Below are 14,411 nucleotides of genomic sequence, written 5' to 3'. Positions count from 1 at the left end.
AGGGTACGGCAGATGATTTGTTATACCACTTTTGCGTGCCACTCTCCAGATTTTGCCATTAAAAAAGCCGCCCGGAGGCGGCTTCGGTGAAACGCATTTTCGCTAACTCTGCGTCGCCGGTTTCCCGAGGGACTCTTTCGCCAGCTCTTCTGCCGATTTGCTTTTCAACACCGTCCAGATCACTACCGCCCCCAGCAGGTCGAAAATAGCCAGCACGGCGAACAGCGGGCTGAAGCCGATGGTATCCGCCAGCGCGCCGACCACCAGCGCAAACATCGTACTCGCGGTCCAGGCGGCCATCCCGGTCAGGCCGTTGGCGGTGGCCACTTCGTTGCGGCCGAAGACGTCAGACGAGAGCGTAATCAGCGCGCCGGACAGGGACTGGTGCGCAAAGCCACCGATGCACAGCAGGGCAATGGCGACGTACGGGCTGGTGAACAGGCCGATCATACCGGGGCCAATCATCAGCAGCGCGCCCATGGTGACGACCATCTTACGGGAAACAATCAGGTTCACCCCAAACCAGCGCTGGAACAGCGGTGGCAGGTAGCCGCCCACGATACAGCCCAGGTCAGCGAACAGCATTGGCATCCAGGCGAACATCGCGATCTCTTTCAGGTTAAAGCCGTAGACTTTAAACATGAACAGGGGGATCCACGCGTTAAAGGTGCCCCAGGCCGGTTCAGCCAGGAAACGCGGCAGGGCGATACCCCAGAACTGACGGGTGCCCAGGATCTGCCAGACGGTCATTTTTTTGCCGTTGTTGGTCTGATGCTGCGCTTCCTGACCACCAATGATGTATTCGCGTTCTTCTTCGGAGAGCTTTTTCTGATCGCGCGGGTGTTTATAGAAAATCAGCCACGCCATTGCCCAGGCAAAGCTCAGCACGCCAGAGATGATGAACGCCATCTGCCAGCTGTGCATCACAATGGCCCACACCACCAGCGGCGGTGCAATCATTGCCCCGATGGACGAGCCCACGTTGAAGTAGCCGACCGCAATGGAGCGCTCTTTTGCCGGGAACCACTCGGAGCTGGCCTTCAGGCCTGCCGGGATCATTGCGGCTTCTGCCGCACCGACCGCACCACGCGCCAGCGCCAGTCCACCCCAGCTGCCTGCCAGCGCGGTGGCACCGCAGAACACCGCCCAGGCGATGGCGAAGAAGGCATAACCGATTTTGGTACCGAGAATGTCCAGCACATAGCCAGCAACAGGCTGCATGATGGTATACGCCGCGGAATAGGCGGCAATGATGTAGGAGTATTGCTGCGTGGAGATATGCAGCTCTTCCATCAACGTTGGCGCTGCAGCTGCCACGGTGTTACGCGTCAGGTAACCCAGCACGGTGCCTAACGTCACCAGTGCGATCATATACCAACGTAACCCTTTAATTTTACGCATCTAAAACCTCATCGTTATGTTATGTCCGCGCCAGAGCACGGCAACCTCTCAACCGTTTCCGGGAGCAGTTGTGTAACGGGAGGGGCGTAGCGGGAGCATGTCCCGGAACGGCCCGAACCTTGCCATAAGTAAGCGTGCATAAGTCGGTATCCGTACCGTTAAACCCGATGCCTCTCACACCGGTAATGCATTCCGTCGGCTTAGCGTTTGCGACGGCGAAAAGATAACTTGTCATACAACTTTAAAAGGTGAGTGACATCACAAATGTATGATTCTTTGTAGGGACATTAATCGCTGCGCACAAAGCCAGTAATGGCGCGGCCTGTAGAAGGGTTTACGCCATTGAGGGTAATTTATTTGTTGGTGTTTATTGATCTCACTCACGAAAAAAGCTTCGGTGGGTGGAAATTGGTGTGATAACTTTGCAGCATATGAACATACGCTTTCTGACGCTCCCGTAATGAGGAAGACGATAATGACGCCGTTTATGACCGAAGATTTTCTGTTGGATACCGAATTTGCTCGCCGCCTGTATCATGACTACGCAAAAGACCAGCCGATTTTCGACTACCACTGCCATTTACCGCCGCAGCAGGTTGCCGAAAATTACCGTTTCAAAAACCTGTATGACATCTGGCTGAAGGGTGACCACTACAAATGGCGTGCCATGCGCACCAACGGCGTCGCTGAGCGCCTGTGCACCGGCGATGCGACCGACCGCGAGAAGTTTGACGCCTGGGCGGCGACCGTTCCGCACACCATCGGCAACCCGCTTTATCACTGGACGCACCTTGAGCTGCGTCGTCCGTTTGGCATCACCGGCAAACTGCTCTCCCCAACGACCGCCGATGAAATCTGGGATCGCTGCAATGCGCTGCTGGCGCAGGATAACTTCTCCGCGCGCGGCATCATGAAGCAGATGAACGTGAAGATGGTGGGCACCACCGACGATCCAATTGACTCCCTGGAGCATCATGCCGTCGTCGCCAAAGACACTTCTTTTGATATCAAAGTGCTGCCAAGCTGGCGCCCGGACAAAGCCTTCAACATTGAGCAGGCCACGTTTAACGACTACATGGCGAAGCTGGCGGAAGTGTCCGATACCGACATTCGCCGTTTCGCCGATCTGCAAACCGCGCTGACCAAACGTCTGGATCACTTCGCGGCGCACGGCTGTAAAGTCTCTGACCACGCGCTGGACGTCGTGCTGTTCGCGGAATCAAACGAGGCCGAGCTGGACAGCATTCTGGCGCGTCGCCTGTCCGGTGAATCGCTTAGCGAACACGAAGTGGCGCAGTTCAAAACGGCGGTGCTGGTGTTCCTCGGCGCGGAATACGCGCGTCGCGGCTGGGTACAGCAGTACCACATCGGCGCGCTGCGCAATAATAACCAGCGCCAGTTCAAACTGATCGGCGCGGACGTGGGCTTTGACTCCATCAACGACCGTCCGCTGGCGGAAGAGCTGTCCAAACTGCTGAGCAAACAGAACGAACAAAACCTGCTGCCAAAAACCATCCTGTACTGCCTGAACCCGCGCGATAACGAAGTGCTGGGCACCATGGTCGGCAACTTCCAGGGCGAAGGGATGCCGGGCAAGATGCAGTTTGGTTCCGGCTGGTGGTTCAACGACCAGAAAGACGGCATGGAGCGTCAGATGACGCAGCTGGCGCAGCTTGGCCTGCTGAGCCGCTTTGTCGGCATGCTAACCGATAGCCGCAGCTTCCTCTCTTACACTCGCCACGAATACTTCCGCCGCATTCTGTGCCAGATGATTGGCCGCTGGGTGCACGCGGGCGAAGCGCCGGCGGATATCCAGCTGCTGGGCGACATGGTGAGAAACATCTGCTTTAACAATGCGCGTGACTACTTCGCCATTGAACTGAACTAAGGCCGTTTGAGGTTGATATGCAATACATCAAAATCCATTCGCTGGATAACGTGGCCGTCGCGCTGACGGATCTCGCTGAAGGCGACGTGGTGACCGTTGATAACCAGAGCGTCACCCTGCGTCAGGCGATTGCTCGCGGACACAAGTTTGCCGTGAAGCCTCTCGCTAAAGGGGACAACGTCATTAAGTACGGTCTTCCGATTGGGCATGCGCTGGCGGATATCGTGCCGGGTGAACATATTCATTCCCATAATACCCGCACCAATCTGAGCGATCTGGACGAGTACAGCTATCAACCTGATTTACCTGCGGCACAAGAGCAGGCGGCGGATCGTGACGTGCAGATCTACCGCCGCGCCAATGGCGACGTGGGGATCCGCAACGAGCTGTGGATCCTCCCGACCGTCGGCTGCGTGAACGGGATTGCGCGTCAGATCCAGACGCGCTTCCTGAAAGAGACCCACGATGCCGAAGGCACTGACGGGGTGCATCTGTTCAGCCACACCTACGGCTGCTCCCAGCTGGGGGATGACCACATTAACACCCGCACCATGCTGCAAAACATGGTGCGTCACCCGAACGCGGGCGCGGTGCTGGTGATTGGCCTGGGCTGCGAGAACAACCAGGTGGACGCCTTCCGCGATACGCTGGGCGAATTCGACCCTGAGCGCGTGCATTTTATGGTGTGTCAGCATCAGGACGACGAAGTGGAAGCGGGCGTTGAGCAGCTTCATCAGCTGTATAACGTGATGCGCCACGACAAGCGCGAGCCGGGCAAGCTGAGCGAGCTGAAGTTTGGTCTGGAGTGCGGCGGGTCTGACGGCCTGTCCGGTATCACCGCCAACCCGATGCTGGGTCGCTTCTCGGACTATATGATTGCTAACGGCGGCACGACGGTGTTGACCGAGGTGCCGGAAATGTTCGGCGCGGAACGTATTCTGATGAGCCACTGCCGCGACGAAGAGACGTTTGAGAAAACCGTCACCATGGTGAACGACTTCAAACAGTACTTCATTGCTCACAATCAGCCGATTTATGAAAACCCGTCTCCGGGTAACAAGGCGGGCGGGATCACCACGCTGGAAGAGAAATCCCTCGGCTGCACCCAGAAAGCGGGCGCGAGCCAGGTGGTTGACGTTCTGCGCTACGGCGAGCGCCTGAAAACCCACGGTCTGAACCTGCTGAGCGCCCCGGGTAACGATGCGGTCGCCACCAGCGCGCTGGCGGGTGCCGGCTGCCATATGGTGCTGTTCAGCACCGGGCGCGGCACGCCGTACGGCGGTTTTGTACCGACGGTGAAAATCGCCACCAACAGCGAGCTGGCGGCGAAGAAAAAACACTGGATTGACTTTGATGCCGGGCAGCTTATCCACGGCAAGGCGATGCCGCAGCTGCTGACGGAGTTCGTGGACGCGATTGTGGAATTTGCCAACGGCAGGCAGACCTGCAACGAGAAGAACGATTTCCGCGAGCTGGCGATCTTTAAGAGTGGTGTGACGCTTTAATCGGTGCTGCCTGATGCCCTCACCCTGGCCCTCTCCCACGGGGAGAGGGTACAAACACTAAAAACGGCAACCTCAGGGTTGCCGTTTTGCTGTTAACCTCGCAGGACGTTCTTCGCTAAACGCGCGTCTTCCGCCTGGCACACGGCTGCGGTGAACATCACGTCGGTGGAGGAGTTAATCGCCGTCTCGCAGGAGTCCTGCAGCACGCCGATGATAAAGCCTACCGCAACCACCTGCATGGCGATCTCGTTCGGGATGCCGAACATATTACATGCCAGCGGGATCAGCAGCAGGGAACCGCCCGCCACGCCGGATGCGCCGCAGGCACACAGCGAAGCCACCACGCTTAACAGAAGCGCGGTTGGCAGATCCACCGGAATACCCAGCGTATTGACCGCCGCCAGCGTCAGCACCGTGATGGTGATGGCCGCTCCCGCCATATTGACGGTCGCACCCAGCGGAATGGATACGGAGTAGGTATCGCGGTCCAGATTCAGCTTCTCACACAGGGACATGTTGACCGGAATGTTTGCCGCCGAGCTGCGGGTGAAGAAGGCGGTCACGCCGCTTTCGCGCAGGCACATCAGCACCAGCGGGTACGGGTTACGACGGGTCTGCAGAAACACCAGCAGCGGATTAATCACCAGTGCCACGACGGCCATACAGCCAATCAGCACCAGCAGCAGCTGCGCATAGCCCCACAGCGCGCCGAAACCGGTGGTTGCCAGGGTGGATGCCACGAGGCCAAAAATACCAATCGGCGCAAAGCGGATGACCACCGTCACGATAAAGGTCACGGCGTGAGAAAGGTCGTTAACCAGGTTTTTGGTCGTATCGTTGCTGTGGCGCAGGGCAAAGCCCAAACCGACTGCCCATACCAGGATCCCGATGTAGTTCGCGTTGATAAGCGCGTGGATCGGGTTGGCAACAATGCTCATCAGCAGGCCGTGCATCACCTCAACAATGCCCGCAGGTGGGGTAATGTCGGTAGCGCCGGTGGTCAGCTGCAGCGTGGACGGGAAGATAAAGCTCACCACCACGGCCGTCAGGGCCGCAGAGAAAGTCCCCAGCAGGTACATCCACAGAATCGGGCGAATATTGGTTTTTTGTCCCTGCTGGTGATTGGCGATTGAGGCCATCACCAGGGTCAAAACCAGAATCGGCGCGACCGCTTTCAGCGCGCCGACGAACAGCGTGCCGAGCAGGCCGGTGGCCTCGGCGGCAGGTTTCGAGATCAGTGCCAGCGCGACGCCGAGCACAAGGCCAACCAGTATTTGCTTAACGAGGCTGCCGCGCGAGAGGCGCGCAAACAGACCAGACGAGGATGTAGTCATAGGTGTTCCTTAAGTGAAATTGCGTTCCATCCCGGATGTGCTCTTAGTCACATTTATGTCCGGATGTAAGTAAATGTTTGCCTGGTCGAGTATAGGGAAAGTGTCTTGGGAGGGAAGCGTAAAATGCTGGATTTTACGTGGTGCGTCATGTTTTTTAACTACTTCGTTACAAATGTGTGTTCACCCTCTCCCTGTGGGAGAGGGCCGGGGTGAGGGCATCAGTCCGCACCGAACGTTTTACTCCACCTGCTGCTTCTTATCGTGCTGGCGGTTAACCCAGGTATTGATAATCAGCGTCACGATCAGAATGCCAAACACCACGCCGAGCGAAATGGCGATCGGGATATGGTAGAAATCGACGATCAGCATCTTGATACCGATAAACACCAGGATCACCGACAGACCGTACTTCAGCATCGAGAAGCGCTCCGCCGCGCCCGCCAGCAGGAAGTACATCGCACGCAGGCCGAGAATGGCGAACAGGTTTGAGGTCAGGACGATGAACGGGTCGGTGGTCACCGCGAAGATAGCCGGGATGCTGTCCACGGCGAAAATCACGTCGCTCAGCTCAACCAGAATCAGCACCAGCAGCAGCGGGGTGGCAAACAGCAGGCCGTTCTTGCGCACGAAGAAGTGTTCGCTCTCAATCTTATCGGTCATGCGCAGGTGTCCACGGATCCACTTCACCAGCGGGCGATCGCCAATCGCAGAGCCGTCCTCTTTCGCCAGCGCCATTTTGACCCCGGTGAACAGCAGGAACGCGCCGAAGACGTACAGCAGCCATTCGAACTGGGTAATCAGCCAGCTGCCGGCGAAGATCATTATGGTACGCAGGATAATCGCCCCCAGCACGCCGTAGACCAGCACGCGGCGCTGCAGGGCCGCAGGCACGGCGAAATAGCTGAACAGCATCAGCCAGACGAAGACGTTATCGACCGCCAGGGCTTTTTCAATCAGATAGCCAGTGAGGAAGGCGAGGGCCTGAGGATCGGCCACCGCGCGGCCTTCGGTCGAGGCCAGATACCACCAGAAGGCGGCACAGAACAGCAGGGAGAGGGTAACCCACACCAGCGACCAGGCCGCAGCCTGTTTCATGGTCATGCCGTGCGCGCCGCGACGCCCCTGTAAAAAGAGGTCGATCGCCAGCATGATGAGCACGACAACCGCGAATCCGCCCCACAACATGGGAGTGCCGACAGAATGCATACTATTTTCCTTACACATAAAAAACAAAAACGGCCATGGTCAGAAGACGATAGCCGTTAGCTTTTTATGCATAGACCTCGCCTTCCGGCAAGGTCTCACTTACAACCACGAGGGTTGCCCGGCGACCGGATGCGGTATTGCACGCATCGTAATGACGATCCACCGACGAAGAAGTTACTCCCCTTTGCAGGTAACAAAATATGTCAGACCATTGGTTTCGTCAATGGTCTGCGCCGTTTCATTACACAGCTTTACGCGATAGCTTCCGCGCTCACGCCGTCTGCCGGGAACACCACGCCGGTCTGACGGCGGATCTCCGTTTGCAGCTTCGCTGTGGTGCGGCTCACCGCAAGGCCTGGGTGATTCACTTCGTTGTCTTCCACCAGACGGGCGAAGACCTCTGCCTCATAGAGCATAGTGTTTATATGCTGAGGCTGCGTCAGCTCCTGAGCTTTGCCGCCGCGCGGCACAAAGCTCACCTTCTGGCACTCGGAGATCTTCTCGATAACCAGCGAGCCCGCTTCGCCCTGAATTTCGCTCGGCAGGACAGAGTCGCTCACCTTGGAGTGCTGCAGCGTGACGCTGAAATCACCGTAGTCCAGCACCGCTAAACCGTGCGCATCCACGCCGCTCTCCAGCAGGCTGGCGGTGGCCGTTACGCCGTGCGGCTCGCCCCACAGGGCCACGGCAGAGGCCAGACAGTAGAAGCCGATATCCATAATCGAACCGTTAGAGAAGGCCGGGTTAAAGGTATTCGGGTTCTCGCCGTCCAGATAGCGCTGGTAGCGCGACGAGTACTGGCAGTAGTTGATAAAGGCTTTACGCACTTTGCCAATTTTCGGCAGGGACTGCTGCAGCAGCAGGAAATTCGGCAGGCTGGCGGTTTTGAACGCTTCGAACAGCACCACTTGATTTTCGCGGGCAAGCGCAATGGCCGCTTCCACTTCCTGGATATTCGACGCCAGCGGCTTCTCGCAAATCACATGCTTTTTGTGGCTGAGAAACAGCTTTGTCTGCGGGAAGTGCAGGGAGTTCGGGCTGGCGATATAGACCGCGTCAATGGCGTCGCTTTGCGCCATCTCATCAAGCGAAGTGAAGAGATGCTCAACGAGGTAGTCGTTAGCAAAACTCTGCGCCTGCTCAAGGCTGCGGGAATAGACTGCGGTAAGTTTAAGTTTGCCGGTTTCGTGGGCGGCGTCGACGAACTGGCGCGTGATCCAGTTCGTACCAATGACTGCGAAACGTATCATAAACGTTTACGTACTCCGTAGCGGGGAACCTTTAGCCACTGTAGCACGTCATCATGACAATTCGCGTGCGCTATTCCGCATTACCATTTAACGATAAATGCGTAAGCCACAGGCGGGTATCAAACTCCAGCTGATGGTACTGCGGCTCCATGTGGCAGCACAGGGAATAGAACGCTTTGTCGTGCTCTTTCTCTTTCAGGTGCGCCAGTTCGTGCACCACGATCATCCGTAGAAACGCTTCCGGCGCGTTACGGAACACCGTCGCGACGCGGATTTCGGCCTTCGCCTTCAGCTTGCCGCCCTGCACGCGGGAGATGGCGGTGTGCAGGCCGAGCGCGTTTTTCAGCACGTGGATCTTATTGTCGTACATCACCTTGTTGATCGGCGGCGCGCTCTTCAGATACCGGCTTTTCAGATCCTGCGTATACTGCCAGAGGGCCTTATCGGTCGCGAAATCGTGCGTGCCGGGATAGCGTTTTTCCAGCACCGCACCGAGCTTCTGCTCGGCAATCAGGCTGCGAACCTGAGTCAGTAAATGCTCCGGATAGCCCTGGAGATAAGTAAGTTGGTTCATCAAGAGCCCAAATTAATGCGAAAACGGGTATACCCTTCATCCTTCACGTTGTCTCTGCGTTGGCTGCGTCTGCTCACCCCAGTCACTTACTTGTGTAAGCTCCTGGGGATTCTCAGACTTGCCGCCTTGATACAACTTGAATGATTTTGGGTATATACTCACGCACCCTTTTCAGGGATACGCCAAATTTTACCATTCAGGAGGGCCGATGAGCCACTTAGACAACGGTTTCCGTTCACTCAACCTTAAACGTTTCCCGGAAACGGACGACGTTAACCCGCTTCAGGCGTGGGAAGCAGCGGATGAATATCTGCTGCAGCAGTTGGATGACACTGAAATCCGCGGCCCGGTTTTGATCCTGAATGACGCGTTTGGCGCGCTGGGATGCGCCCTGGCGGAGCACACGCCATACAGCATCGGCGATTCCTACCTGAGCGAGCTGGCGACGCGTGAAAACCTGCGCCATAACGACATCGAAGAGTCCAGCGTGAAGTTTCTCGACAGCACCTCGGACTACCCGCAGGCGCCCGGCGTGGTGCTGATCAAAGTGCCAAAAACCATGGCGCTGCTGGAGCAGCAGCTGCGCGCGCTGCGTAAGGTCGTGACGCCGGATACGCGCATCATCGCGGGTGCCAAAGCGCGCGATATTCATACTTCGACGCTGGAGCTGTTCGAGAAAGTCCTCGGCCCGACCACCACCACGCTGGCCTGGAAAAAAGCGCGCCTGATCAACTGCACCTTCAGCGCACCGGAGCTGGCCGACGCGCCAGAAACGCTGAGCTGGAAGCTGGAAGGGACTGACTGGACCATCCATAACCACGCGAACGTCTTCTCCCGCACCGGTCTGGATATCGGCGCGCGCTTCTTTATGGAACATCTGCCGGAAAATCTGGAAGGTGAGATTGTCGACCTTGGCTGCGGCAACGGTGTGATCGGCCTGACGCTGCTGGCGAAGAACCCGGAAGCCAGCGTGGTGTTCAGCGACGAGTCGCCGATGGCGGTGGCCTCCAGCCGTCTGAACGTGGAAACCAACATGCCGGACGCGCTGGACCGCTGCGAGTTTATGATCAACAACGCGCTGTCTGGCGTAGAGCCGTTCCGCTTCAACGCCGTGTTCTGTAACCCGCCGTTCCACCAGAAGCACGCCCTGACGGATAACGTTGCGTGGGAAATGTTTCACCACGCGCGCCGTTGCCTGAAAATCAACGGCGAGCTGTACATCGTGGCGAACCGCCACCTGGACTACTTCCACAAGCTGAAGAAGATTTTCGGCAACTGCGTCACCATTGCGACGAACAATAAGTTTGTGGTGCTGAAGTCGGTGAAGCTGGGACGTCGTCGTTAAGATTGGGTATGTGCGGCCTGATGCCCTCACCCCGACCCTCTCCCACAGGGAGAGGGAGCAAACATTAAAAACGGCAACTGGGTTGCCGTTTTGCTTTTACCCCGCTGCCCGGCAATGTTCTAGATCATCAGAGCTAATTTCGTCCCCTGCGCAATCGCGCGCCGCGCGTCCAGCTCCATCGCCACGTCGCACCCGCCAATCAGATGCACCGTTTTACCGGCTTCGCGCAGCGGATCCGCCAGATCGCGCTTTGGCTCCTGCCCGGCACATAAAATGACATGATCCACGCGCAGCAGCTGCGGTTCGCCGCCGATCGTGACGTGCAGACCCTCGTCGTCGATCTTCTCATAGCTCACCGCCGGGATCATCTTCACCCCGCGCGAGAGCAGGGTGGCGCGGTGGATCCAGCCCGTGGTTTTACCCAGCCCTTCGCCCGGCTTGCTGGCTTTACGCTGCAGCATCACGATCTGGCGCGGGCTTTTCGGCAGCTGCGGTCCTTCCGGGCGAAGCCCGCCGGACTGGTTCAGACTGGTGTCGATCCCCCATTCCACGCAAAATTCAGCAATGTTCTGGCTGGTGGCCTCGCCCGGCTGGCTTAAGTACATAGCGGTATCAAAACCGATCCCGCCGCAGCCGATAATCGCCACCTTCTCGCCAACCGGCGTTTTGTCTCGCAATACATCCAGATAGCTCAACACCTTCGGATGATCGATACCCTCGATCGCAGGCGTGCGCGGTACGATCCCGCTCGCCAGGATCACCTCATCGAAATCAGTCAGATCCGCTGCGTGGACAAACTGGTTAAGCCGCAGCTCGACGCCCGTCAGCTCGATCATCCGGCGGTAGTAGCGCAGCGTTTCGTAGAACTCCTCTTTGCCGGGGATCTGTTTGGCGATATTAAACTGCCCGCCAATCTCCCCCAGCGCATCAAACAGCGTTACGCTGTGCCCGCGCGAGGCGGCATTGACCGCAAACGCCAGCCCCGCCGGGCCTGCGCCCACCACGGCCAGGCGTTTTTTATTGACTGCCGGAACGACCGGCATTTTGGTTTCATGGCAGGCGCGTGGGTTAACCAGGCATGAGGTGACCTTGCCGACGAAGATCTGATCCAGGCAGGCCTGGTTACAGCCGATGCAGGTGTTGATTTCATCCGCACGGCCGCTTTGCGCTTTGGACAGCAGCTCGGCATCGGCAAGGAACGGCCGCGCCATTGAGACCATGTCGGCGTCGCCGCGTGAAATCACATCGTCCGCCACCTGCGGATCGTTAATGCGGTTGGTGGTGACCAGCGGAACAGACACTTTCCCTTTCAGCCTGCGCGTCACCCAGCTGAACGCCGCGCGCGGCACCGGCGTGGCGATGGTCGGGATGCGCGCCTCGTGCCAGCCGATGCCGGTGTTGATAATGGTGGCACCTGCGGCTTCAATCGCCTGCGCCAGCTGCACGGTTTCATCGAACGTTCCGCCGCCTTCCACCAGGTCGAGCATCGACAGGCGGAAGACGATAATAAAATCAGCCCCTGCACGTTCGCGCACCGCGCGCACCACCTCCACGGCAAAGCGCATCCGGCGGGCATAGTCGCCGCCCCATTCGTCTTCACGGTGGTTGGTGCGGGCGGCGAGAAACTCGTTGATCAGGTAGCCTTCTGAGCCCATCACCTCAACGCCGTCGTAGCCCGCCTCGCGCGCCAGCGCCGCGCAGCGGGCGAAGTCGTCAATCAACGCCAGGATCTCGTCGTGGGTGAGGGCGTGAGGTTTAAAACGGTTAATCGGTGCCTGAAGAGCCGATGGCGCGACCAGATTCGGCTGATAGCTGTAGCGTCCGGTGTGCAGAATTTGCAGGGCGATTTTGCCGCCCTCGCGGTGTACCGCGTCGGTCACAATGCGGTGGTGCGGCAGCTGTGACGCATCGTTCAGGACCGCGCCGCCCTCCATGCCCACGCCGGAAGGGGCAGGGGCCACGCCGCCGGTGACGATCAGCGCCACCCCGTGGCGTGCGCGCTCGGCATAGAAGGCTGCCAGACGCTCGGCCCCGTCCGGGTGCTCCTCCAGCCCGGTGTGCATCGACCCCATCAGCACGCGGTTTTTGAGTGTGGTGAACCCCAGATCGAGGGGGGCGAATAACGACGGGTAGCGGCTCATAGTCTCTTCCAGTGTAAAATTATTGTTATGTGGTCGGATGAGTTACTAATTTAGCCAGCGGCAGCAGAAAGGTAAAAGCGGGATCGAATGATTGTGATAGATCTCAAAGAACTTCCCCGGTGGCGCTGCGCTTATCGGGGCTACAAAACCCCAGGACAGATAAGCGTAGCGCCATCCGGCGTTATTTACGGCGCCGCTGCCCGCACCAGCCCCGGTGCCTGCCACATCGATGTCGTCAGCCCGCTGTCCACCAACCCAAGCTGGTCCGCATATACCGCCTGCCATTTCTGCATCATGCCGTCGTACAGCTCGCGATGTATCGGGTTTGGCGTGAATTCGCGGCTCCATTTCACCAGCCGCTCGCCCGTCGAGGCCATATCGGCAAACAGCCCTGCGCCAACGCCTGCCGCAATGGCGCAGCCCAGCGCCGTCGCCTCCTTCACTTCCGGCACGCGCACCGGCAGGCCGGTGACGTCGCTGAGGATCTGGCTCCACAGCGCGCCTTTCGAACCGCCACCGGCAAACACCAGGCTCTCAAACGTCACGCCGGAGAAGCGCGAAATCTGCGCCAGGTTGCAGGCCGAGACGATCGCCGCGTTCTCCTCCAGTGCGCGGAACAGCGTCGCTTTATTGCATTTTTCCGGGTCGATGGAGAGGTTAATAAACGACGGCGCGGCGTGGTACCACTGCTTAAAATGCATGGCGTCGGAGAAGATCGGCATCACCCCGTGTGAACCCGCCGGCACGCGGCTGGCCATCTCTTCCAGCAGGGAGTAGGTGTCCATCCCCATCCGCTCGGCAATCAGCTTTTCCTCCGCGCAGAAGGCGTCGCGGAACCAGCGCATGGTCAGCCCGGTAAAGAAGCTGATCGATTCCGCCTGCGCCATGCCGGGGATAACGTGCGGGTTGACGCGGATGTTCATCTCGGGGTCGGTGCGCACCTGCGGCAGATTCACCACCTGCTGCCAGAAGGTGCCGCCCAGCACCGCCGTCTGCCCGGCGCGAACCACGCCCAGCCCCAGACAGCCCAGTTGCACGTCGCCGCCGCCCATGACGACCGGCGTGCCTTCGCGCAGGCCGCTTTGCTGCGCGGCCTCTTTGGTGATAGCGCCCAGCACGGTGCCGGTCTCTTTCACCGGGGAGAGAATATCGGCGCGCAGCCCGGCCATGTCGAGCAGCGCCGGACGCCAGTCGCGGGAGAAGAGATCCAGCATGCCGGTGGTGCCCGCGTTAGACGGGTCGACCGCCAGCTCGCCGGAGAGCTTCGCCGCCAGCCAGTCGCTGATCATGGTGATGGTCGCGGCCTTGCGGTAAATATCCGGACGATGGTGTGCCAGCCACAGCAGGCGCGGCATGGCGCTCAGCGCCAGCGTCTGCCCGGAAACGTCATACACTTCGGATTCAAAACGATAGTCGTGGATCTCTTTGAGTTCGGCCACCTCGCGGCTGGCGCGGGCGTCAACGTTGGCGCAGGCCCAGATGGCCTCGCCGTTGCGGTCGTAAAGCACGATCCCTTCGCGCATGGAGCAGCATGCAACGGACTGAATGTCCGCCGCGCCCAGATTCGCGCGCGACAGCGCCTGATGAATGCACTGGCAGGCCAGCTGCCAGTTGGTCTCGAGGTCGAACTCCATCGACCCCGGCACGTTCTCTACGTTCAGATGCTTCCACTCGGCCTGGCCGACGGCAATCTGGTTGCCCTGCAAATCGAAAATCACGGCGCGAACGCTACCGGTCCCTGCATCTAACGCTAAAAGGTAACTCATG

General features: G+C 58.8%; 10 protein-coding genes. 3 read left to right on the top strand and 7 right to left on the bottom strand.

Going from position 1 to position 14,411, the window contains the following annotated elements; genetic code table 11:
- Positions 1-102: 102 nt before the first annotated feature.
- Entirely contained in the window at positions 103-1,401 is a 1,299-nt protein-coding gene (locus BM007_RS11290; protein WP_024906406.1) for an MFS transporter, read from the bottom strand.
- Positions 1,402-1,876: 475 nt separating this feature from the next.
- Between BM007_RS11290 and uxaC the strand changes: the two genes are divergently transcribed.
- Positions 1,877-3,289, top strand: coding sequence for a glucuronate isomerase (uxaC, locus tag BM007_RS11280; protein ID WP_024906407.1), 1,413 nt, complete (start codon positions 1,877-1,879; stop codon positions 3,287-3,289).
- 17 nt (positions 3,290-3,306) lie between these two features.
- On the top strand, positions 3,307-4,794 hold the full coding sequence (locus BM007_RS11275; protein ID WP_024906408.1) for a UxaA family hydrolase: 1,488 nt from the start codon (positions 3,307-3,309) through the stop codon (positions 4,792-4,794).
- Positions 4,795-4,886: 92 nt separating this feature from the next.
- Here the strand turns inward: BM007_RS11275 and sstT are convergent, their stop codons facing one another.
- The 4 genes from sstT to BM007_RS11255 form a co-directional block, all read right to left on the bottom strand.
- Entirely contained in the window at positions 4,887-6,128 is a 1,242-nt protein-coding gene (gene sstT / locus BM007_RS11270) for a serine/threonine transporter SstT (RefSeq protein ID WP_024906409.1), read from the bottom strand.
- 237 nt (positions 6,129-6,365) lie between these two features.
- On the bottom strand, positions 6,366-7,334 hold the full coding sequence (locus BM007_RS11265) for a TerC family protein (RefSeq protein ID WP_023309283.1): 969 nt from the start codon (positions 7,332-7,334) through the stop codon (positions 6,366-6,368).
- Positions 7,335-7,585: 251 nt separating this feature from the next.
- Positions 7,586-8,584 carry a Gfo/Idh/MocA family protein gene (locus BM007_RS11260; RefSeq protein ID WP_090418811.1) on the bottom strand — a complete coding sequence of 333 codons (999 nt, stop codon included), beginning with the start codon at positions 8,582-8,584 and terminating at the stop codon, positions 7,586-7,588.
- A gap of 70 nt (positions 8,585-8,654) precedes the next feature.
- Complete coding sequence (locus BM007_RS11255) at positions 8,655-9,158, bottom strand: YgjP-like metallopeptidase domain-containing protein (RefSeq protein ID WP_023333531.1); 504 nt, start codon at positions 9,156-9,158, stop codon at positions 8,655-8,657.
- 208 nt (positions 9,159-9,366) lie between these two features.
- Here BM007_RS11255 and rlmG point away from each other — a divergent pair, with 208 nt between their 5' ends.
- Entirely contained in the window at positions 9,367-10,503 is a 1,137-nt protein-coding gene (gene rlmG, locus BM007_RS11245) for a 23S rRNA (guanine(1835)-N(2))-methyltransferase RlmG (RefSeq protein WP_090418807.1), read from the top strand.
- Positions 10,504-10,622: 119 nt separating this feature from the next.
- Here rlmG and BM007_RS11240 read toward each other — a convergent pair whose 3' ends face one another.
- Both BM007_RS11240 and lsrK read right to left on the bottom strand, forming a co-directional pair.
- Complete coding sequence (locus tag BM007_RS11240) at positions 10,623-12,644, bottom strand: NADPH-dependent 2,4-dienoyl-CoA reductase (protein ID WP_090418805.1); 2,022 nt, start codon at positions 12,642-12,644, stop codon at positions 10,623-10,625.
- A gap of 185 nt (positions 12,645-12,829) precedes the next feature.
- Positions 12,830-14,410 carry an autoinducer-2 kinase gene (gene lsrK / locus BM007_RS11235; RefSeq protein WP_090418802.1) on the bottom strand — a complete coding sequence of 527 codons (1,581 nt, stop codon included), beginning with the start codon at positions 14,408-14,410 and terminating at the stop codon, positions 12,830-12,832.
- Between the last annotated feature and the right edge of the window lies 1 nt (position 14,411).

The organism is Enterobacter sp. NFIX59 (assembly GCF_900113755.1).
Lineage (GTDB): Bacteria > Pseudomonadota > Gammaproteobacteria > Enterobacterales > Enterobacteriaceae > Enterobacter > Enterobacter pseudoroggenkampii.
This window is presented reverse-complemented; position numbering and strand designations above follow the sequence as displayed.